This window comes from Parafrankia soli, from assembly GCF_001854695.1.
GTDB lineage: Bacteria > Actinomycetota > Actinomycetes > Frankiales > Frankiaceae > Parafrankia > Parafrankia soli.
In genome coordinates, this window is the sequence record NZ_MAXA01000001.1 from 284,955 (window position 1) to 304,920 (window position 19,966).

General features: G+C 72.4%; 19 protein-coding genes and 1 tRNA gene. 10 read left to right on the forward strand and 10 right to left on the reverse strand.

Features of this window, described 5'->3' with window-relative positions; genetic code table 11:
• Nucleotides 1-12 precede the first annotated feature (12 nt).
• Nucleotides 13-86, forward strand: a tRNA-Met gene (locus BBK14_RS01185).
• 175 nt (nt 87-261) lie between these two features.
• Here BBK14_RS01185 and BBK14_RS01190 read toward each other — a convergent pair.
• Both BBK14_RS01190 and BBK14_RS01195 read right to left on the reverse strand, forming a co-directional pair.
• On the reverse strand, nt 262-2,181 hold the full coding sequence (locus BBK14_RS01190; protein WP_071059366.1) for an ABC transporter ATP-binding protein: 1,920 nt from the start codon (nt 2,179-2,181) through the stop codon (nt 262-264).
• A gap of 76 nt (nt 2,182-2,257) precedes the next feature.
• On the reverse strand, nt 2,258-2,524 hold the full coding sequence (locus BBK14_RS01195) for a DUF6907 domain-containing protein (protein ID WP_041253688.1): 267 nt from the start codon (nt 2,522-2,524) through the stop codon (nt 2,258-2,260).
• A gap of 95 nt (nt 2,525-2,619) precedes the next feature.
• Between BBK14_RS01195 and tnpA the strand changes: the two genes are divergently transcribed.
• Both tnpA and BBK14_RS01205 read left to right on the forward strand, forming a co-directional pair.
• Nucleotides 2,620-3,042, forward strand: coding sequence for an IS200/IS605 family transposase (gene tnpA / locus BBK14_RS01200; protein ID WP_071059367.1), 423 nt, complete (start codon nt 2,620-2,622; stop codon nt 3,040-3,042).
• Nucleotides 3,039-4,238 (forward strand): RNA-guided endonuclease InsQ/TnpB family protein, encoded by a 1,200-nt coding sequence (locus BBK14_RS01205; RefSeq protein ID WP_071059456.1) that lies wholly within the window; start codon nt 3,039-3,041, stop codon nt 4,236-4,238. Before tnpA ends, BBK14_RS01205 begins: the two co-directional genes overlap by 4 nt.
• A gap of 145 nt (nt 4,239-4,383) precedes the next feature.
• On the opposite strand, the gene BBK14_RS01210 is transcribed toward BBK14_RS01205, so the two are convergent.
• The gene (locus tag BBK14_RS01210; protein WP_071059368.1) at nt 4,384-4,872 is read right to left on the reverse strand and encodes an Lrp/AsnC family transcriptional regulator; all 489 of its coding nucleotides are present in this window, start codon (nt 4,870-4,872) and stop codon (nt 4,384-4,386) included.
• Nucleotides 4,873-5,132: 260 nt separating this feature from the next.
• On the opposite strand from BBK14_RS01210, the gene BBK14_RS01215 reads away from it, so the two are divergent.
• Complete coding sequence (locus BBK14_RS01215; RefSeq protein WP_041253689.1) at nt 5,133-6,482, forward strand: aspartate aminotransferase family protein; 1,350 nt, start codon at nt 5,133-5,135, stop codon at nt 6,480-6,482.
• A gap of 72 nt (nt 6,483-6,554) precedes the next feature.
• On the opposite strand, the gene BBK14_RS01220 is transcribed toward BBK14_RS01215, so the two are convergent.
• Nucleotides 6,555-7,874 carry an NAD(P)/FAD-dependent oxidoreductase gene (locus BBK14_RS01220; RefSeq protein WP_071059457.1) on the reverse strand — a complete coding sequence of 440 codons (1,320 nt, stop codon included), beginning with the start codon at nt 7,872-7,874 and terminating at the stop codon, nt 6,555-6,557.
• Nucleotides 7,875-8,368: 494 nt separating this feature from the next.
• Here BBK14_RS01220 and BBK14_RS01225 point away from each other — a divergent pair, with 494 nt between their 5' ends.
• The 3 genes from BBK14_RS01225 (at nt 8,369) to BBK14_RS01235 (ending at nt 11,576) form a co-directional block, all read left to right on the forward strand.
• Nucleotides 8,369-9,844, forward strand: a complete 1,476-nt coding sequence (locus BBK14_RS01225; protein ID WP_071059369.1) for a gamma-aminobutyraldehyde dehydrogenase — start codon at nt 8,369-8,371, stop codon at nt 9,842-9,844.
• 5 nt (nt 9,845-9,849) lie between these two features.
• On the forward strand, nt 9,850-10,902 hold the full coding sequence (locus BBK14_RS01230) for an alpha/beta fold hydrolase (RefSeq protein ID WP_420849112.1): 1,053 nt from the start codon (nt 9,850-9,852) through the stop codon (nt 10,900-10,902).
• A 476-nt stretch (nt 10,903-11,378) separates the two neighbouring features.
• Nucleotides 11,379-11,576 carry a hypothetical protein gene (locus BBK14_RS01235; protein WP_041253691.1) on the forward strand — a complete coding sequence of 66 codons (198 nt, stop codon included), beginning with the start codon at nt 11,379-11,381 and terminating at the stop codon, nt 11,574-11,576.
• A gap of 393 nt (nt 11,577-11,969) precedes the next feature.
• Here the strand turns inward: BBK14_RS01235 and BBK14_RS01240 are convergent, their stop codons facing one another.
• The 6 genes from BBK14_RS01240 to BBK14_RS01265 form a co-directional block, all read right to left on the reverse strand.
• Nucleotides 11,970-12,734, reverse strand: coding sequence for a glycerophosphodiester phosphodiesterase (locus tag BBK14_RS01240; protein ID WP_071059370.1), 765 nt, complete (start codon nt 12,732-12,734; stop codon nt 11,970-11,972).
• A 23-nt stretch (nt 12,735-12,757) separates the two neighbouring features.
• Nucleotides 12,758-13,600: a histidinol-phosphatase gene (hisN, locus tag BBK14_RS01245; protein WP_071059371.1), complete on the reverse strand. Its 843-nt coding sequence runs from the start codon at nt 13,598-13,600 to the stop codon at nt 12,758-12,760.
• 45 nt (nt 13,601-13,645) lie between these two features.
• On the reverse strand, nt 13,646-14,329 hold the full coding sequence (locus BBK14_RS01250) for a TetR/AcrR family transcriptional regulator (protein ID WP_241831026.1): 684 nt from the start codon (nt 14,327-14,329) through the stop codon (nt 13,646-13,648).
• Between the two features lie 163 nt (nt 14,330-14,492).
• Nucleotides 14,493-15,521 (reverse strand): ribosome small subunit-dependent GTPase A, encoded by a 1,029-nt coding sequence (gene rsgA / locus BBK14_RS01255; RefSeq protein ID WP_071059459.1) that lies wholly within the window; start codon nt 15,519-15,521, stop codon nt 14,493-14,495.
• A gap of 14 nt (nt 15,522-15,535) precedes the next feature.
• A complete protein-coding gene (gene aroA / locus BBK14_RS01260) occupies nt 15,536-16,933 on the reverse strand; it encodes a 3-phosphoshikimate 1-carboxyvinyltransferase (protein WP_071059373.1) in 1,398 nt (465 codons plus the stop codon).
• Between the two features lie 26 nt (nt 16,934-16,959).
• The gene (locus tag BBK14_RS01265) at nt 16,960-17,766 is read right to left on the reverse strand and encodes a methyltransferase domain-containing protein (RefSeq protein ID WP_020458602.1); all 807 of its coding nucleotides are present in this window, start codon (nt 17,764-17,766) and stop codon (nt 16,960-16,962) included.
• A gap of 29 nt (nt 17,767-17,795) precedes the next feature.
• Between BBK14_RS01265 and BBK14_RS01270 the strand changes: the two genes are divergently transcribed.
• The 3 genes from BBK14_RS01270 (at nt 17,796) to rsrA (ending at nt 19,955) form a co-directional block, all read left to right on the forward strand.
• On the forward strand, nt 17,796-18,650 hold the full coding sequence (locus tag BBK14_RS01270) for an alpha/beta hydrolase family protein (protein ID WP_071059460.1): 855 nt from the start codon (nt 17,796-17,798) through the stop codon (nt 18,648-18,650).
• A 211-nt stretch (nt 18,651-18,861) separates the two neighbouring features.
• Nucleotides 18,862-19,674, forward strand: a complete 813-nt coding sequence (locus BBK14_RS01275) for a sigma-70 family RNA polymerase sigma factor (RefSeq protein WP_020458604.1) — start codon at nt 18,862-18,864, stop codon at nt 19,672-19,674.
• On the forward strand, nt 19,671-19,955 hold the full coding sequence (gene rsrA, locus BBK14_RS01280; protein WP_020458605.1) for a mycothiol system anti-sigma-R factor: 285 nt from the start codon (nt 19,671-19,673) through the stop codon (nt 19,953-19,955). Before BBK14_RS01275 ends, rsrA begins: the two co-directional genes overlap by 4 nt.
• Nucleotides 19,956-19,966 lie beyond the last annotated feature (11 nt).

A 19,966-nucleotide genomic window follows, 5' to 3' on the forward strand; every position in this document is an offset into this window, starting at 1 on the left:
GACACACACCGACGCGGGGTGGAGCAGCTCGGTAGCTCGCTGGGCTCATAACCCAGAGGTCGCAGGTTCAAATCCTGCCCCCGCTACAAAGAAGAAATTCCCCCGAGAGAGTCACTCTCTCGGGGGAATTTCTTTATGCGGGTATTTCCGATGCGGAACCGACCCGACCGGTCGGCCATCGACCACTGGGCGGCGTTTGGGTGGGATTCTCCCGGTCGTCGGCTTTGGCCGCCGCCGGTCCTGGTCAGTTGACTGCGACGGTCAGTCGACCGCGACGAACCCGCCGCTCTGGCGGCGCCACAGCCGGTCATACCGCCCGCCCAGCTCGAGCAGGGCCTCATGCGTTCCCTGCTCGGCGATCCGCCCGCCGTCCAGGACGACGATCCGGTCCATGGTCAGCAGGGTCGACAGCCGGTGCGCGATGGCGATCACCGTCCGGGTGGCCCACAGATCCTCCAGGGCGTCCTGAACGAGCCGTTCGCTCTCACTGTCGAGCGCGCTGGTCGCCTCGTCCAGGATGAGGATGGGCGCGTCACCGAGGAACGCGCGCGCCAGCGCGATCCGCTGACGCTGCCCGGTCGAGAGCCGGATGCCCCGCTCGCCGACCAGGGTGTCGTACCCCTGACCGGTGCGGCTGACGAACTCGTGGGCGTGGGCGCGGCGCGCGGCCGTGATGACCTGCTCGTCGGTCACCCCGGCGGCGCTGCCGTAGACGATGTTGTCCCGGATCGAGCGGTGGAACAGGGTGACGTCCTGCGGGACGTAGGAGATCAGGCCGGCCAGCTGGCGGTCGTCGATCGGGGTGCCGTCGAGCGCCAGAGTCCCGGCGGGCAGCGGGTAGTAGCCGAGCAGGAGCTTCAGCAGGGTCGACTTCCCGCTGCCGCTCTGGCCGACGATCCCGACCTTCTCGTTCCGGGCGATCTCCAGGGTGATGCCGTCGAGCACCGGGCGCCCGGGTTCGTCCGGGTAGGCGAAGCGCAGATCGTGGATGCCGAGCGACCGGGTGTAGCCGACCGGCCCGGGAAGCTGGGGCGCCCTGTGGAGCTGCGATGCTCCGTGGACGTCGGGTCGTTCGAGGGCGGCAGGCCGTCCGTGTGCGGTGGGCTGTTGGTGCCGGTCCTCCCGGACGATGTCGCGGCCGCCGAACAGGTAGTGGTAGGCCTCCTCGACCCGGGCGAATCGCAGATTCAGCTGTGAGACCAGCCAGACCGTGTTCCAGATGTAGTCAGAGAAGACCGCGAGGGCGGCCAGGAAGGTGGTCAGCTGCGCCAGGGTGAGATCGCCGGCCAGGAACAGGTGCAGGTTCAGCAGGATCGTCCCGGGTCCGACGAGGTAGCGCACGACCAGGCTCATCGACGCGAAGTACACGATGTTCCACCGGTAGGACCCCGTCGCCGCCCGCAGGACGCCCCGGCGCTCGGCGCGCACCCGCGCGGATTCGGCGCCTTCGCGGCCGAAGGACTTCACCGCGACGAAGTTCGCGATCACATCGATGATCCGGCCGTCCAGGTCGGAGGCGGTGTCGGCGGTGTTGCGCTCCTCGGCGGCGACCCGCGAGATCGTCAGCCGCCCCAGCGCGAGCATCATCAGCAGCGACACGGTGAACGCGCAGCCGGTCGGGACGTTCACGGTGAACATGATCACCGCGAGCGCCGGCACCCTGACCAGCTGTTCGCAGAACTCCCAGTACACCGCGCTGAGGAACTCGCGGTACTCCCGGCCGAGCGTGCCGACGTAGCTGCTGATCTTTCCGGTGAAGGCGCCGACGAAGTACGGGTAGGGCTGCGTGATCACCTTGTCGAAGACGAGGTTCTCGTAGTCGTAGCCGCGGGCGAGGATCAGCCGCACCCACAGCAGCTCACCGCTGCGCCAGGACAGGTCGTGGCCGATCCCGCAGCAGATCAGCAGCGCGGCGGCCTGGTAGGCGGCACCGGTGTCGACCGGTACGGCGGCGAGTGCGGCCACGAACCGGCCCACGAAGATCGGTACGACGGCGAGCAGCGCGTTCGCGAGGACGAACACGCACAGCACCGCCGCCGCCCGCCACCGGAAGGTCATCAGGTGCGCGAGGTAGGAGCGCAGGCCGGCGTGCGGGCTGCGGCCCGCCGCCGAGCCTGGCGCGGCGACCGGGCTCGCCGCGGGGCGGGACGTGTCGGCCGTGCGGGAGGACGTGATCGTCACCCCGGAAGCGTGACAAGGACTTCCGATTCTCGCACCTGAATTATCACCGAAGCGGTGGTCGGAGGAGCGGCGTGGCTCAGCCGGTCGGGCGCTCCGGAGTGCGCCAGGGGCTGGCCGGCCGGAGCTGGTCGGCTGCCCGCAGCAGCGCCCGGGCCAGCGAGCGGGCCTCGTCGGGGTCGAGGTACGCCGCGGCCAGGCTGTCCAGCATGGGGGCGTCGACCCGCAGCAGGACGACCGGCGCGGCGCCGGTGCTCGCGGGGGGCTCCGGCCGGACGGTGATCTCCGCCTGCCCGATCTTCGTGATCAGGATGCCGTCCCGCGGGTCATGGTGGACGAGCGCCATCAGCGATCCCTGAGGGGGCTGACGCCTTCAGGCGTCAGGGGTATCGGGTACGGGACGCGACCGTGACGGATGGGTCGCGCTTGTATGATCGTTTTGTGGGTCGGCAGGTGGCGGTGGGCGCGGGTGGCGTCTGCGACCTGGGGTATCACGTCGTGCGGTGCCCGAAGTACTGGCGTCCTGTGCTGACCGGGCCTGTTCGTGACCGCTGTGACGTGCTGGTTCGTGAGAAGCGCGCCGAACACGGCTGGACCGTTGGAGCGCTGGACGTCATGCCCGACCATGTGCGTCTGTTCGTTCAAGCCCACCCGAAGCACTCCCCGTCGTATGTCGCCAACCAGCTCAAGGGCTTCTCCTCGCATGTGCCGCGTGAGAAGTTCCCGCACGTGCGTTCCCGGCTTCCCACCCTGTGGTCAGGGTCGTATGTCGTGGCCACCGTCGGTGTGGTGTCCGCGGACAGGATCCGCCGGTACATCGACACCCAGTACGAGCGGCCGTGGCGCRGGGAGCGTGCGCGGTGAGACGGACCTTCAGGTTTCAGCTCCGCCCGACCGTCCGGCAGGCGGTTGCGCTGACCGCGATGGTCGAGGACCACCAGGCGCTGTACAACGCCGCCTTGCAGGAACGCCGTGACGCCTACCGTCATCCGAGCGCGACGACRGTGCGTTACGGCGACCAGTCCGCCCAGCTCACGGAGATCCGCGCGGCCGATCCGGATCATGCCCGCTGGTCGTTCTCCTCGCAGCAGGCCACCCTGCGCCGGCTCGACAAGGCGTTCGCCGCGTTTTTCCGCAGGGTCAGGGCTGGGGAGAAGCCGGGCTACCCGCGGTTCAAGGGAGCCCACTGGTTTGACACGGTCGAGTGGCCGAAGGACGGGGACGGCTGCCGCTGGGACTCCCAGCCCGGTCACCCGACCCAGACCCGAGTGAGGCTTCAGGGCGTTGGCCACGTCAAGGTCAACCAGCACCGGCCCGTGCAGGGCACCGTCAAGACCATCGGTGTCAAGCGTGAGGGGGGCCGCTGGTACGTGGTCCTGTCCTGCGATGACGTGCCCGCCCGGCCGCTTGCGCCGACCGGGGTGGTGACCGGGGTGGACATGGGGGTGGCGTCGTTGGCCACCACGTCTGAGGGCCGCCATGTCGGTAACCCTCGCTACCTGGCGGCGGCGGCCGGGCGGCTGGCCCGTGCGCAGCGGGAGCTGGCGAGGAGGAAACGCGGATCGGCCCGGCGCCGCAAGGCCGTCGCGAAAGTCGCGGCGCTGCACGGGACGGTGCGCCGCCAGCGCCTCGACCTCGCCCACAAGACTGCCCTGGATCTGGTCCGCGACCACGACCTGATCGCGGTGGAGGCGCTCAGGGTCGCGAACATGACCCGTCGGGTGGCTGCGAGACCCGACCCGGAGCGGCCCGGGACGTTCCTGCCCAACGGACAGACGGCGAAAGCCGGGCTGAACAAGAGCATTCTCGATGCGGGATGGGGGGTGTTCCTCGCCGTACTGCGCGCCAAGGCTGAAAGCGCCGGACGGACAGTCGTCGAGGTGCCACCCGCCAACACGTCCCGCACCTGCGCGGTCTGCGGGCACTGCCACGCCGACAACCGCAGAGCACAAGCCGTTTTCACCTGCGGTGGCTGTGGGCACACCGCGCACGCCGACGTGAACGCCGCCGTCAACATCCTCAGGGTCGGGCTGGCCCTTCAAGCGGCGCAAGCCGCCTGAGAAGCCGGCGGCTTCAGCCGTCGGAGTAGTCACGGTCTCCTCATCGATCGAGCCGGAATCAACCAGTCTTAGCGAAAGGTTGGACTCCTGTTGGCTCTTCATGGTTGCCCGGTGGCAAGGGTTGTCGTGGCGCCGACGTTTTCGGTCATCGGGCGCCCCAGGTGTAGGTCTGTTTGACCAGTCGCAGGTAGACGAAGGTCTCCGTCTCCCTGACCTGCGGAAGCGCACGGATGTGGTCGTTGATGAGGGACAGCAGGTGTTCGTCGTCCTCGGCCACGAGCTCGATCAGGATGTCGAACGTGCCCGCGGTGAGGACGACGTAGTCGACCTCCGGGAGCTGGGCGAGGGCCTCGGCCACCTGGCGGGTGTCCCCGGAGACCCGCACGCCGACCATCGCCTCGCGGCGGAAGCCGACGCGCAGCGGGTCCGTCACCGCGACGATCTGCATGATCCCGGCGTCGAGCAGGCGCTGCACGCGCTGGCGGACCGCCGCCTCCGACAGGCCGACGGCCGTGGCCATCGCCGCGTAGGACCGGCGGCCGTCCTGCTGGAGCTGCTCGATGATCGCCTTGTTGATGTCGTCCAGCAGCGGTTCCGGAGTCTGGCGCTGACCGGGCGACCTGCGTGACTGCACGCGACATCCTCCTGGATGTTTCGTCCGATGGACGCCGATCATGGGGCAAGTACTCGCTGCGCGTCATCGTATGGGCGCGGGGGCGTTGGCCTGGATATGGCATTTCTACCTCTCCGTCTCCACGGATTCCATCGCAAACAGCGCCCCGGGGCTACGCTTTCGATAGTCGAGAGCAAAGGAAGGGTGCGGTGACGGTGTCCAACGCGACGACCACGACTCCTCGTCCCGGTGACCCGCCGCGGACCGGGCACGCCGGGCGGGTGACCGACCTCCTCGAGCGGGAGGAGCGCGCGCTGCAGGCCCGCACTCCGGCGTCCGAGGCCATGCACACCCGTGCCCTGCGGACGATGACCGGCGGGGTCCCGTCCTCCTACCAGCTGCGCGACCCCTGGCCGATCTACCTCACGCACGGCCGCGGCTCGCTGGTCTGGGACGTCGACGGCAACGAGTACTCCGACTTCCACAACGGGTACGGCTCGATGGTTCAGGGCCACGCCCACCCCGCGATCGTGCGCGCGGTGACCGAGCGGATGGCGCTCGGCTCGCACTTCGCCATGCCCACCGAGGATTCGGTGCTGGTCAGCGAGGAGCTGGCCCGCCGCTTCGGGCTGCCGCAGTGGCGCTACGTCAACTCCGGCTCCGAGGCGACCATGGACGCCATCCGTATCGCCCGCGGGGTGACCGGCCGGGACACCATCGTCAAGATCTTCGGCTCGTACCACGGCCATCACGACTACGTGATGGTCTCGATCGGCACCCCCTACGGGGACATCGGGCCGGCGGACCACATGAACTCCCTGGCCTACGGCGCGGGAATCCCGCAGGCGGTGGTCGACCTGACGGTGCCCGTGCCGTTCAACGACGCGGCGGCGATGGAACGGCGGATCGCCGCGCTCGAGGCCGAGGGGCGCAAGCCCGCCTGCGTGATCATGGAGGCGGCGATGATGAACCTCGGCGTCGTCCTGCCCGAGCCGGGCTACCTGGAGGCCGTCCGGGAGATCACACGCAGGCACGGCATCGTGCTCATCTTCGACGAGGTCAAGACCGGGCTGTGCGTCGCGGCCGGCGGCGCCGTCGAGCGGTTCGGGGTGCTGCCCGACATGGTCACCCTCGCCAAGGCGCTCGGCGGCGGACTGCCGGCCGGCGCGATCGGCGCCACCGCGGAGCTGATGGCCGCGGTCGCCGAGGACAGGGTGAAACAGGTGGGGACCTTCAACGGCAACCCGCTGGTCATGGCGGCGGCGCGGGCCAGCCTGACCGAGGTCCTGACCCCGGACGCCTACGCCCACCTCGACCGCCTCAACGACCGCCTGGTGGACGGCTGCACCGCGATCCTGGCCCGCCACGGCATCGCCGGCTACGCCGTCGGGATCAGCTCGAAGGGATGCGTCCACTTCACCGACGCCCCGATCCGGGACTACACGTCCTTCATGGCCCACCAGAACGCGGTCCTGCCGGAGCTGGCCTGGCTCTACAACGCCAACCGGCAGGTGCTGATGGCCCCCGGCCGGGAGGAGGAGTGGACGCTGTCCGTCCAGCACACCGACGCCGACGTCGACCGCTACCTGGCGAGCCTCGACGCGATGGCCGCGGACCTCGCCCGCGGCTGACGGGTCCTGCGCCCGCCGGCCGTGAGCGCCCGCCGGCCGTCGCGGCCGCTGACTGTCAGCGGTCTCTGGCCGTCAGCGGCCGCCGGTGAGGGCGGACAGGGCCGAGCCGAGGCGGGACGGCCGTCCGGTGCGGTTCTCGCGGGCGTCGGCGGCGGACGCCAGCAGCGCGCCGCCGTTCACGCCCAGCCACCGCAGCGGCTCGGGCTCCCAGCGCCGCCGGGAGTGGCCGACCCAGGGCAGGCCGGTGCGCTCCGAGGTGCGCCCGGTGATCAGCTCGGCGAGCGTCCGGCCGGCGAGGGCGCTCGCCGCGACCCCGTCGCCCACGTACCCGCCCGCGTGGGCCAGCCCGGTCTCCCGGTCCAGGTGGACGGCGGGTGTCCAGTCGCGGGGAACTCCCAGTGGCCCGCCCCAGCGGTGGGTGATCCGGGCCGACGCGGCGGCCGGGAACAGCGCGCCGAGAGTGCGCCGCAGATGGTCGAAGACGGCCGGCACGACGTCGAAGGACGGCCGGACTCGCGAGCCGAAGTGGTAGGGCGCCCCGCGGCCGCCGAGCACGATCCGCCCGTCCGCCGTGCGCTGCGCGTAGGTGATCATATGGCGGCCGTCGCCGACGGTGACCCGGCGCTCCCAGCCGATCTCGTCCCAGACCGCCGGCGGCAGCGGCTCGGTGGCGATCAGCAGCGAGTAGACGGGCACGAGCTCGCGGCGCAGACCGGGCAGCGCCGCGGTGTAGGCCTCCGTCGCGCGCACGATCGCGTCCGCCCGTACGACCCCGCCCTCCAGCACGACCCGGCCCGGGACGATCCGGCGCGCGCGGCTGCGCTCGAACAACGTGACCCCGCGGCGCTCGACCGCGTCGGCGAGCCCGCGCGCGAGCCGGCCGGGATGGAGCGCGGCGCAGTCCGGGTCCAGGACGCCGCCCTCGGCCCCCGCGACCCGCACGATGCCCGCCACCGCGGCGGCGTCCAGCCAGGCGGAGCCGGCCTCGCGGCGCAGCCGGGCAGCCTGTGCCGGTGTGGTCGCCACGCTCAGGTAGCCGGCCTTGACGAAGTCGCAGTCGATGCCCTCCTCGCGGGCGACCGCGCCGACCTCGTCGACGGTCGCCGCCAGGGCGGGCCGCATCTGCCCGGCGAGGGCCGTGTTGGGGAACAGCGCCGAGCACCAGCCCCCGTTGCGCCCGGAGGCGCCGAACCCGGCCGTCTCCTTCTCCACCACGATCACCCGTAGCGTGGGATGGGTGCGGGCCAGGTAGTAGGCCGTCCACAGGCCCGTGTAGCCGGCTCCGACGACGCAGACGTCGGCGGTGAGCGCGCCGCGGGCCCGCGGCCGGGGGCGGCGCGCCGCGCCGTCCAGGGTGTCCGTCCACAGCGACCAGCCCGTCGGGCTGACCATCGCCCGGCGCGCCGGCGCCTTGCTGACGGCCGTCGGTGTGACCGCTTCGTCTGCCTCTGCTCCGGTGTCGGTGTCGCGCACGGTGCCCGTCGCCTCCCGCTCCGCCGGAACAGATCGTTCCGTCGTGATGACTGTGCCACCGGAACCGGGACCGGTCGGGCCCGGTGTACCAGGGTCGCACCCGGGCCCTCCCGGGCCCTCCCGGGCCCTCCCGGGCCCTCCCGGGCCCTCCCGGGCCCTCCCGGGCCCTCCCGGGCCCTCCCGGGCCCTCCCGGGCCCTCCCGGGCCCTCCCGGGCCCGCACGGCGGGCTACAGACATCGCTGAAACGGTCCTTTCTCGAAGTTTTCGGTTGCATAAGAGCGAGTTGAATGCGCTATCGGTGGCACCAGGTTCGTGGAACCATCGTGTCCGTTGGGCGGCGCTCGGACGACCGGAGGGAGCCGGACGCATGGAACGGACACCGATGGAACGGACACCCATGGAGCGGACACCCATGGAGCGGACGCTGAGCAATTTCGTCGGGGGGAAGCAGGCACCGTCGCTGGACGGGCGGACGATGCCGGTGCTCAATCCCGCCACCGGCGAGGTCCTCGCGCACGCGCCGAGCTCCGGGCCGGCCGACGTGGACGCCGCCGTGCGGGCCGCCGGTGAGGCGTTCGAGGGCTGGCGGGACAGCACGCCGAGCGAGCGCTCCCGTGCCCTGCTCCGCCTCGCCGACGCCGTCGAGGAACGGGCGGCCGAGATCGCCGACGTGGAGTGCGCGAACACCGGCAAGCCGCGCCAGCTCACCCTTGACGAGGAGATCGCCCCGTCGGCCGACCAGATCCGGTTCTTCGCCGGGGCGGCGCGGCTGCTGGAGGGCCGGTCGGCGGGGGAGTACCTGGCGGGCCACACCAGCTACGTCCGGCGTGAGCCGATCGGTGTCTGTGCCCAGGTGACCCCCTGGAACTACCCGCTGATGATGGCCGTCTGGAAGATCGCCCCGGCGTTGGCGGCCGGGAACACGGTCGTGCTCAAGCCCGCGGAGACCACGCCCGCCAGCTCGCTGCTGCTCGCCGAGATCGCGGCCGAGATCCTCCCGCCGGGTGTGCTCAACGTGGTCTGTGGTGACCGGGACACCGGCCGTGCCCTCGTCGCCCACCCGGGCCCGGCGATGATTTCGGTGACGGGCAGCGTGCGCGCGGGCATGGAGGTCGCCCGCGGGGCGGCCGACTCGCTCAAGCGGGTGCACCTCGAGCTCGGAGGCAAGGCCCCGGTGATCGTCTTTGACGACGTCGACCCGGCCGTGGTCGCCGCGGAGATCGCCGGGGCGGCGTACTTCAACGCCGGCCAGGACTGCACGGCCGCGACCCGGGTGCTCGCCGGGCCCGGCATCGCGGGCGAGCTCGCCGACGCGCTCGCCGAGGCCGCCCGCGCCACCACGACCGGCCCGCCCGCCGCCGGCGGCCAGACCGGCGGCCAGACCGGCGGGGCCGCGGCCGGCGGAGGCGAGGCTGACTACGGCCCGCTGAACAGCGCCGGTCAGCTCGGCCGGGTCAGCGGGTTCGTCGAGCGTGCCCCCGAGCACGCCCGCCTGCTCGCGGGCGGGACGCCGCTGGACCGGCCCGGCTACTTCTACCCGGCCACCGTGATCGCCGGCCTGCGCCAGGACGACGAGCTGATCCAGCAGGAGGTGTTCGGCCCGGTCGTCACCGTCCAGGAGTTCTCGGCCGAGGACGAGGCGGTCGCGTGGGCGAACGGGGTCGAGTACGGCCTCGCCTCCAGTGTCTGGACGCGTGACCACTCCCGCGCGATGCGGGTGGCGCGCCGCCTCGACTTCGGGTGCGTATGGGTCAACACGCACATTCCTATCGTTGCGGAGATGCCACACGGAGGATTCAAGAAGAGCGGTTACGGAAAGGACCTGTCGGTCTACGGGCTGGAGGACTACACCCGTATCAAGCACGTGATGCACAACATCGAGTTCTAGGGTCGGTGGCGGTGACGGACGGCGGGCAAGCAGCGGGGCACAAGGCCGGTGCCGGGGACAAGACCGAGGTCGCGGCTCCGGCTGCGGGTGCGGGTGCGGCCGGGACCGCGGCCGCGCGGGCTTCCGGTGGGCCGGGGCGGCAGCTGTCCACCCGGTTCGTGACGGTCCACGGTTACCGGCGGGCCTATCTCCGGGCCGGTCGTGGTCCGGCCCTGCTGCTGATCCACGGCATCGGGGACAATTCGGGAACCTGGCGGGACCTCATCCCGGAGCTGGCGCGCGGCCGCACCGTCATCGCGCCGGATCTGCTGGGCCACGGCCGCTCCGACAAGCCCCGGGGCGACTATTCGATCGCCGGCTACGCCTGCGGGATGCGCGACCTGCTGACCGTCCTGGGCATCGAGCGGGCGACGGTGGTAGGCCACTCGCTGGGCGGCGGAGTGGCGATGCAGTTCGCCTACCAGTTCCCCGAGCGGTGCGAGCGGCTCGTCCTGGTGTCGACCGGGGGCGTGGGGCCGGACCTGCACCCGGTGCTGCGGGCGGCGACGGTGCCGGGCTCGGGCCATGCGCTGTCGCTGCTGACCAGAGCGCCCGTGCGCCGGGTCGGCTGGGCGGCCACCCGCGCGCTGCGGCTGCTGCACACCGACGTCGGGCGGGACGCGGACGACCTGATGCGCGTGTTCGCCTCGCTGGACGTCCCCACGGCCCGGCAGGCCTTCCTGCGCACCCTGCGCTCGGCGGTGGACGGCCACGGCCAGGCGATCACGATGCTGGACCGGTGCTACCTGGCGGCAGGCATGCCCTCGCTGATCGTGTGGGGGGCGCACGATGCGGCGATCCCGGTGGAGCACGCGAGGATCGCCCACGAGGCGATGCCGGGCAGCCGGCTGGAGATCTTCCCGGACGCGGGCCATTTCCCCCACCACGCGGACCCGGTGCGATTCCGGGCCGTTCTCGAGGATTTTCTGGCGACCACCAGACCGGCCAGCCACTCCGCCCGCCAGTGGCGCACCCTGCTGCGTTCCCACGGCACGGCGGCACCCGCACAGGACGACTGATCCGCCGCCGGTCGCGCCCCGGGCGGCCGGTCGGTCCCGTGGCGCCGGATGAAGGGATACCGCCACAGGTGACCTCCGCCGCCCGGGCCGGCGCGATCCGGGCGGTACGGTTCGAGAGACCCGTTCGCACCCGTCCGTTCGCGGCGGGCGCTGGACATTACCGGACAAGAACCGACCGGACAAGTACCGGTCGGACAAGTTAAGTGGACATGTCGATCGGACAACTCGGCGCCGCACAGTCGCCGGGTCAACAGTTGTCTCACCACGGTGTTGTCCACGCGGCCCGGCGCGCAGCGTCAGGTGTCCGGTGAGCATCGATGATGGGGCCGGGCCGTGGTCCCGACGGTGTCCGGTCGACGGGTTGCGCATTACTCTGGCGTGGTCTCTATCGCGAAGTTCATGGAGCGGGAAGGCGCGTATCTGGCTTATCCTTGGTTCGTAACGCTAATGCCCGCCATAACTTCGGAGGTCGACCGTTGGCACGCCGCGCGCGACTGAGCTGGCCGCAGGAACATCATCAGGCGAGTGAGGTGATCGTCCGCAGGGTCGACCCCGGTCGGGGCTGGACCCTCGAACAGGCTCGTGACCTGGTAGAGCAGGGCTACTCCATCGACAACGTCGCGGAACGCACCGGCTTTCCCGCGAAGATGCTCAAAGTCGCCGTCAAAGACTGACCGTTCGCCCATGCCCGTGCCCGTGAAGTCGCGGACCAGGCCGGCGGCCGTGGCCGTGTGCGCCGGGGCCGTGCGGTCTCGGTTGTAGTGCGGGGCGTGTGGTACTGGTCGCCGTCGGTGTCATGAATACGTCCCTGCGGGCCTGTCCGCCCGTGTCCCTTCGCCTAGATGTCCTTGACATGTGGTCTTCGCGGTGGGAGATCCATCGCGAGTACCTCGTCAAATTCGACCGGTCAGGTCAATCGTTCTGGTAGTGAGACGGCTACATTCGGCCCGGCCCGCCTCAATCGGGTGACCCATTGCTCGCGCGTGTGGGGTCATGATGTATTGCGGGTGAGCACTTCCGGGTGATCGGGCCGGCCCCGGCCCATCAGGCCCAACCATCCCGCGTCCTTACGATGAGCCCGCCGCCGGCCAGTCGTCGCCGATCGCGGATCGGGTGTGCCCGACGGTGACATCGATCAACCGCCCGAGATGATCCGAGTACACGGCGTCGAGGCGGTAACCGCGTAGCCGGCGCAGTGTCGCCGTCGACTGGGCGTCCCATCCGAACGCCGCGATACCGGCGGCGTGCAGCTCGTCGACCATCGCCGCCCGCGGTGGTGTCCACTCCCGCGTGCGCAGGTTCAGGGCGTCGACGCCCGCCGCGCGCAGGATGCCCCCGTAGGCGGCGGCGCCGCCGTTCTGTTCCACGTTTGCCACCGTGGTGGAGTTCACGAGCCTGACGTCACCGTCGGCCTGCCGCCACTCGTGCAGGTCGGGAAACGAACCACACAGCCACAGCCGTGCGGCGGCCTCGGTGCCACCCGCCGCACGGGTGACCGCGAGGACGGCGCCCGCCGCCTCGGCCGCGGACATGTGATCGGGACGGCCCTTCAGATCGAGGCTGAGATCGAAACCCCAGCCCAGATCGTCGTAGAAGGCCGCCAGCGTCGGCAGCCACCCGGGCAGATCGGCGCCGCGCAGCTCACCCAGCCGCCGCCGGCGGCCGGGTGGGCCCAGCGTGCCGTCATGCCGCAGGACGGGAATTCCGTCCGCGGTGAGCCAGACGTCCGACTCCAGGCCGTTGGCGCCGGCCGCCAGCGCGCGGCGGAAGGCGGGCAGCCGGTTCTCCCGCTGGAACGGGGCCGGCGCGCCGCGGTGCGCGAAACCGATCATCGTGGGACGGGTGCCCGCTCGGGTCAGTCCCGGAAGTGGCTCAGGGCGACGTCGTGCAGGTGCCCGTTGGTCGTGAGGATCGTGCCCCAGCCGGGCCCGCGCCGCCCACGCAGGTCGGTGAACCGGCCGCCGGCCTCCTCGACGATGACCTGCAGGGCGGCGAGGTCCCACAGTGAGACCTCCGGCTCGCAGGCGAGGTCGACGGCGCCCTCGGCGACCATCATGTGCGACCAGAAGTCGCCGTAGGCGCGGCTGCGCCAGATCTGCTCGGCCAGGCTCAGGAGCTGGGGCAGCCGGTCGGCGGTGCGCCATCCCTCCAGTGAGGCGAACGAGAGGAAGGCGTCCGACAGCCGGGCGACGGAGGAGACCTGCAGTGAACGGGTGTCGCCGGTGGCATCCCGGGTGAACGCCCCGGTGCCGCGGGCGGCCCACCAGCGGCGGCTCATGGCCGGGGCGCTCGCCACGCCGACGACCATCTCGCCGTCCACCTCGAGGCCGAGCAGGGTGCCCCAGACGGGAACGCCGCGCACGAAGTTCTTGGTGCCGTCGACCGGGTCGAGGATCCAGCGCCGGCGGGTGTTCTCGCCGACGAGGCCCTCCTCCTCGCCGAGAACTCCGTCACCGGGGCGCGCGGTGGCGAGCCGTTCCCTGATCATGGACTCGACGGCGGTGTCCGCGTCCGAGACCGGAGTGTTGTCGGGCTTCGACTCGACGTGGAGGTCCACCGCCTGGAAGCGGGAGAGGGTGATCCGGTCGGCGGCGTCGGCGAGGCTCAGAGCGAGTGCGAGGTCGTCGGCGAGCCAGCCGGCAGGGTCGACCGCCTCGACCGGGTTGGCGCTGACGGGGCTCGGGTTTGGCGGAGTCACGAGGGAAGACTACGAGTTCCGGCGTCGAGGGAACGGGCGCGGTGGTCACCGGACGTCGGCCCGGATCCGCCCGCCCGGCGTGGCGGCTTCGGCAGGCTCTGCCGGTGCCCGCCCGTAGAGCGCCTGCGACCAGACCATGGTGAGGGTACGAATGACCTCGGCGGGATCCGCCCGGGGGTGGTGGCCCAGTGTTTCGCGCAGGTAAGCATCGGTCATCGCCATCAACGCCCGCGCGCTCTGCGGGTGGTGGTCGGGGCGCACCCGGCCGCGGGCCTGCTCCCGGCCGAGCCGCTCGGTCACCGCTGTGACAAATCCCTCGACCGCCGCCCTCCGGTACCCGGCGGCCAGCTCCGGATCGGTGGCCGCGGCCTGCGCGATGACCCGCAGGACGAACCCGTGGCGCAGGTGCACGCCGACGATGGTCCGGGCGGAGCGGACGCAGTCCTCGACCGGGTCGCCGTTGCCGTCGAACCAGCCGGCGGACGCCGCCGACAGCTCGCCCTCGATCTCACGCAGCAGCCGCCGCAGCAGGTCGGGGACGTCCCGGAAGTACGCGTAGAAGGCGGAGCGGCCGAGCCCGGTGCGGCTCATCAGCGCCGCGACGGTCATCGGGCCGGGCTCGTCCGAGCCGATCATCTCGATCGCGGCCTGGAGGATCTCGCGCTCGGCCTCCACCGGCTGCCGGCGTCGGCGCCGGGCCACGCGGGCGAACTCACCCGTCCGCGGCACCGTTCCTTGATCGGTCACAGACCGAGACTAGGTGCGGCACAGCCATGATCGGCATCCGCCGGGCAGCCTTTGTCGATCACATGGCTGGCCGGAGCCCTGTGGGGCCGCACGCTGTGCTGCGACGCCGACGGTTGTGCGACCGCGTGCGACCGGCGCCGTCCGGTCAGACGGGTGTCGCGCGGGCCGCGAGCAGACGGCGCAGGCTCGCCACCCGMGCGGGGTCGGCCCGCCCCTGCCGGACGGCCTCGTCGAGCCCGCAGTCCGGCGCGGTCAGGTGGTCGCAGCCGGGCTCGCAGTCGGCGGTCGCGGCCGCGAGGTCGTCGAAGGCCGTCAGGACCCGCTCGAGCTGGACGGCGCCCAGCCCGAACGAGCGGATCCCCGGGGTGTCGACGACGGTCCCGCCGTCCGGCAGGGCGAGCGCGACGGCCGCAGAGGAGGTGTGCCGGCCACGGCCGGTCACCGCGTTGACCACTCCGATGGCCCGGTCGGCGTCCGGGACAAGGCGGTTGACCAGCGTCGACTTGCCGACCCCGCTGTGCCCGAAGAACACGCTGGTCGTGTCGCGCAGCAGCGTCTGGAGCGGGTCGAGGTCGCCGTCCGGCCGGGTGGCGACCACCGGCAGCCCGAGCGGCTCGTAGGACGCCCGCACGGGGGCCGGATCGGCGAGGTCCGCCTTGGTCAGGCACAGGACCGGGGTCAGCCCGCCGTCGTAGGCGGCCACCAGGCACCGGTCGATCAGCCCGGTGCGCGGCGGCGGATCGGTCAGCGCACAGACGATGACAAGCAGGTCGGCGTTGGCGACGATCGGCCGCTCCACCGGGTCGGAGTCGTCGGCGGTGCGCCGCAGCAGGCTCGTCCGCTCGTCGCGGCGCACGATGCGCGCCAGCGAGCCGGCGCTGCCCGAGAGATCCCCGACCAGTTCGACCCGGTCGCCGACCACGACGGACGTCCGCCGCATGGAACCGCCGCGCACCGCCGCCACCAGGCCGGCCGGGCCCTCCCGCCGGCCGGCGGGGGTGTCACGCCGGGCCGTGCCCGGGCGGCCGCCCGGGCCAATCTCCGGGCGGCAGGTGTAGCGGCCGCGGTCGACCGCGACGACCACCGCGCGGGCCGCGTCCGCGTGCTCGGGCCGGATCCGCGTCCGCGGCCGGGAGCCCCGGCCGGGTCGGGTACGGACGTCGTCCTCGTCCATCTCGCGTGCCACGGTCAGCCGGCCAGCATCGTCGTCCACATCCGCGCGAAGTCGGGGACTGTCTTGCCGGTGGTGGCGATGTCGTCGACGGTGACCCCGGGCACCGCCAGGCCGACCACGGCGTAGGTCATCGCCAGCCGGTGGTCCGCGTGCGGGTCGAGCCGGGCGCCGCGCAGCGGCACCGGGGTGATCGACAGGCCGTCGTCGGTGACGGTGACACGGGCGCCGAGCCGGCCGAGCTCGCTCGCCAGCGCGGCGAGCCGGTCGGTCTCCTGCAGGCGCAGGTGGGCGATGCCCCGCAGCCGGGACGGCGAGTCCGCCAGCACGGCCAGCCCGGTCAGCACCGGCGCCGCCTCGCCGAAGTCGGAGAGGTCGACGTCGATACCGGTGATCCGCCCGCCGCCGGTGACGCGCAGGCCCTCCGGCACCAGCTCCGCCCGGCAGCCCATGGCCACCAGCAGGTCCGGCAGCATCCGGCCGGGCTGCTCGGTGGACGCCGGCCAGCCGGTGATCGTCATCTCGCCGCCGGTCACCGCCGCGGCGGCGACGAAGGGGGCGGCGCTGTTGAGGTCGGGCTCGATCACGCGGTCCAGCGGCCGCGGCCCGCCGGGCTCGACCCGCCAGCGCCGGGTCGACGCGGCCGGAGTGCCCCCGGCGCGCAGCAGGTCCGCGGTCGGGTCGTCGACGTCGACGATCACCCCGGCCGCCCGCAGGTCGGCGACGGTCATGTCGAGGTACGGCCCGGACGGCAGGCGGTGACCGGCGTGGGTCACGGTCGCACCGCGCTCGAACCGCGCCGCGGCGAGCAGCAGGCCGGAGACGAGCTGGCTGGAATCCGACGCGTCGACCGTCACCGCCCCGCCGGAGACCGCCCCGGTGCCGCGCACGGTGAAGGGCATCCGGTCGCCGTCGATGTGGGCGCCCAGCTCGCGCAGCGCGCGCAGCAGCGGGGCGAGCGGGCGGTCCCGCATCCGGGGATCGCCGTCGAAGCGCACGTCCCCGCGGGCCAGTGTCGCCAGCGCGGGAGTGAAGCGCGCGACCGTTCCCGCGTTGCCGCAGTCGATCGCGGCCGTGCCCCGTACGGCGCCGACCGGGCCGGTGACGACGATGTCGGCGGCGCCCTGGTCCGCGCCCGGCTCACCCGGCCTGCCCGGCTCGGCGCCGCCTGGTGCGGCCTCGTCGGTCACCGTCGCGCCGAGCTCGCGCAGGGCGGCGGTCATCAGGACGGTGTCCCGGGAGCGCAGCGCCCCGCGCAGGCGGGAGACCCCGTCAGCCGCCGCGGCCAGCACGAGCGCCCGGTTTGTGCCGGACTTCGAGCCCGGCACGGTGACGGTCGCCCGGACCGGACCGGTCGCGACCGGAGCCGACCACGGGTCGCCCTGCCCGCGCTGCACTTCGGTGATGGTGGTCACCGTGCCAGCATGCCGGATTCCCGGCGCTAGTCGGGCCGGCGGGCCGAGGCGATCAGGTGAATACCGATTGACTCGCCCTCACGCTCGGCGGCGAGCTCGACCTCGGTGCGCACCAGGGTGGGGAAGCAGGAGACGTCCTCGGCGACGGCCCGGCGGACCGCCTCGGCGGAGAGCACCGTGCGCGGGCGGATCCAGTCGACCTCCAGACCGGCACTGGTGAGCAGGGCGCGCAGCTCCTCGGGCCAGAAGCACCGGGTGATGGTGCCGTCCTCGGCCGGGACGAGCACGACGTCCGCGCGCGGCACGTCGGACAGCTCCGCCCAGCGGTGCTGCTCGGCGAGCCGGGCGAGCCCGAGAAGCAGGGAGTCGACGCACAGCAGCAGCCGGCCGCCCGGCCGGAGCATGCGGTGGATCTCCTCGAGCGTGGTCTCGGTAGCCAGGCAGAACGACAGGGCCCGTGCCTCGGCGAGCACGGCGTCGAACGAGCCGGGACGGAACCAGTCCAGCGAGCGGGCATCACCGACGACCCGCCGCACGGCCCCCGGGCCGGGAGCGGGCTCGCTCTCGCCCGGCGTGTCCACGCTGCTGAGGCTCCCCACGACCCGGACCACCTCGTGCCCGGCCGCGACCATCTGGCGTGCGAATCTGGCCCGCGGGCCGGAGACGTCCAGGACGCGGACCGGATCGGCGGGCAGCCACTCCTTCAGCTGGGCCGAGGCGACCTCCTCGTAGAAGGCCCAGTAGGGGTCGTCACTGCCGGCGGGGGCCTCACACACCAGCGTGTTGGAGGACCCCCGGGACGAGTGAGTGTCGGCGTCGGGGCCAGACAACATGGACCGTTCCTACCCTTCAAGGGGCAATGATGCGAGGCACGTCACATGCGCAAGGTGAAATTCTGACAGATGTTCGGGCCGACCACGCAGTGTCCTTCCCGGGCGGCTCGGACGGAAGTGACCCGGCCGAGCCACCGGCGCCGGTCAGGGCGGCCGCGACGGCAGGCGAGGATCCCCTCCTTGTGGACGGTGGACGACTGTGGGTGGTTCCCGTCCCGCCACGCGCCGAGGTTGTCGGCACCGTCGTCCTCCTGCACGGGGCGGGCAGCGGCACCGACACGCCGGCGCTGACCGCGCTCACGGAACGCCTCACCGCCGCCGGGATCCGGGTGGCCGCCCTGGAGATGCCCTACCGGGTGGCCGGCCGGCGCGCCCCCGACCGCCCCGCCCGGCTGGACGCCGTGCTCACCGCGGCGGTCGCCGCGCTGGGCCCGCCCGACCGCCTGGCGCTGGCCGGGGCGTCGATGGGATCGCGGGTGGCGGTGCGCTGCGCCCGTGCCGTCGGTGCCCGCGCGGTGCTGGCGCTGGGCTTCCCGCTCGAGCCGCCGGGCGGGAAGCCGTCGCGCGGGCCGGAGCTGGCGGGGGCCGGCGTCCCCGTCCTCGTGGTGCAGGGATCGCGCGACGCCTTCGGCATGCCGGTGGCCGACCCGTCCTGCGGGATCAGGGTGCACGTCGTGGCGGGGGCCGACCACTCGTTCCGGGTGCGGGTCCGGGACGGCCGGCCCGTGGGGGAGGTGATCGGGGAGGCCGCGGAGGTGGGCGCGTCCTGGCTGCTCGCCCGCCTCGGGGACGAGCCCTCCGGCACGGTCGGGCACGAGCCCGGGGACACGGTCGGACATGAGCCCGGAGGCATGGTCGGAGACGGGCCCGGCGGCACGGCCTGAGCGCGCCGCGGCTGAGTGCTCACGTCTGTTTCGGTTACCCACCCGCGACCCGTTCGACCCGCCTGACCCGCCAGGAATCGAGAACAGCACCCGCCGGGAATCGAGAACAGCCCGCGGTGGTTGGCGCCAGTGGGAAGCGCGGGAGGCCAGGCGTGGCCGGTGTCGCACGGAGGTGGTGCGACCGCCGGAGTGCCCGCGTCACGGAGGTTCGATGACGTTCCAGCACAGCACACCAGGCCCGCGCTCGCAGGATCGCCGGGTGACGGGGCCGGGCCGCGGGCGGCCGGTCGCCGCGCCGGTGCGCACCAGGGCGGTGGCGGGGGTATCGTCCGGCGCGGAGAGCGGTCCAGTCAGGACGGCAGCCGGCGGGCCGGCGATCGGTTCCCGGCGGGGCGAAGGAGTGATCCTGGTCGACGAGACCAACGACGAGTCCACCCAGGAGCGCGGCGCCCGGTTCGAGCGGGATGCCCTGCCGTTCCTCGATCAGCTCTACGCTGCCGCGCTGCGGATGACCCGCAACCCCGCGGACGCGGAGGATCTCGTTCAGGAGACCTTCGTCAAGGCATTCGCGGCCTTCCACCAGTTCCAGGAGGGAACCAACCTCAAGGCCTGGTTGTACCGCATCCTGACGAACACGTTCATCAACACGTACCGCAAGCGCCAGCGGCAGCCGCTGCAGAGCCCGACCGAGCAGGTCGAGGACTGGCAGCTCGCCGAGGCGGAGTCGCACACGTCCACCGGCCTGAAGAGCGCCGAGGCCGAGGCGTTGGAGCACCTGCCCGACAGCGACATCACCGAGGCGCTCCAGGCGCTGCCCGAGGACTTCCGGATGGCGGTCTATCTGGCCGACGTCGAGGGGTTCTCGTACAAGGAGATCGCTGAGATCATGGGCACTCCCATCGGTACCGTGATGTCACGGCTGCACCGTGGGCGGCGTGGTCTGCGAAAGTCGCTGGAGCAGTACGCGCTGGAGCGCGGGCTGGTTCCGGCGGGGTCTGCCGAGAACGAGGGCGGTGGGTCGTGAGCTGCGGAGGACCTCACAACATCGATTGCCGCAAGGTGCTCGACGCGGTCTTTCTTTACCTCGACGGGGAGTGCAACGACCCGCAGCAGCACCTGATCCGGGCACATCTCGACGAGTGCTCGCCGTGCCTGCGGGAGTTCGGGGTCGAACACGAGGTGAAAATGCTCGTCGCGCGCAAGTGCGGCGGGGAGCGGGCACCGGACTCGCTGCGGCTCAGTGTGCTGGCCCGGCTGCGCGCGGCCCGCACGGGCGCCGACGCGACCGAGTTCCGCCCCGACTAGGCGAGCGCCTC

Coding starts and splice junctions, on each gene's coding strand:
- BBK14_RS01195 (WP_041253688.1), bottom strand. CDS start 2,524: ATGGCGCTCGTCCACCATGACCCGCGGGACGGCATCCTGATCACGAAG.
- BBK14_RS01220 (WP_071059457.1), bottom strand. CDS start 7,874: ATGGTCAGCCCGACGGGCTGGTCGCTGTGGACGGACACCCTGGACGGC.
- BBK14_RS01225 (WP_071059369.1), top strand. CDS start 8,369: ATGGAGCGGACGCTGAGCAATTTCGTCGGGGGGAAGCAGGCACCGTCG.
- BBK14_RS01240 (WP_071059370.1), bottom strand. CDS start 12,734: ATGATCGGTTTCGCGCACCGCGGCGCGCCGGCCCCGTTCCAGCGGGAG.
- BBK14_RS01265 (WP_020458602.1), bottom strand. CDS start 17,766: ATGTTGTCTGGCCCCGACGCCGACACTCACTCGTCCCGGGGGTCCTCC.
- BBK14_RS01270 (WP_071059460.1), top strand. CDS start 17,796: ATGCGAGGCACGTCACATGCGCAAGGTGAAATTCTGACAGATGTTCGG.
- BBK14_RS01275 (WP_020458604.1), top strand. CDS start 18,862: ATGACGTTCCAGCACAGCACACCAGGCCCGCGCTCGCAGGATCGCCGG.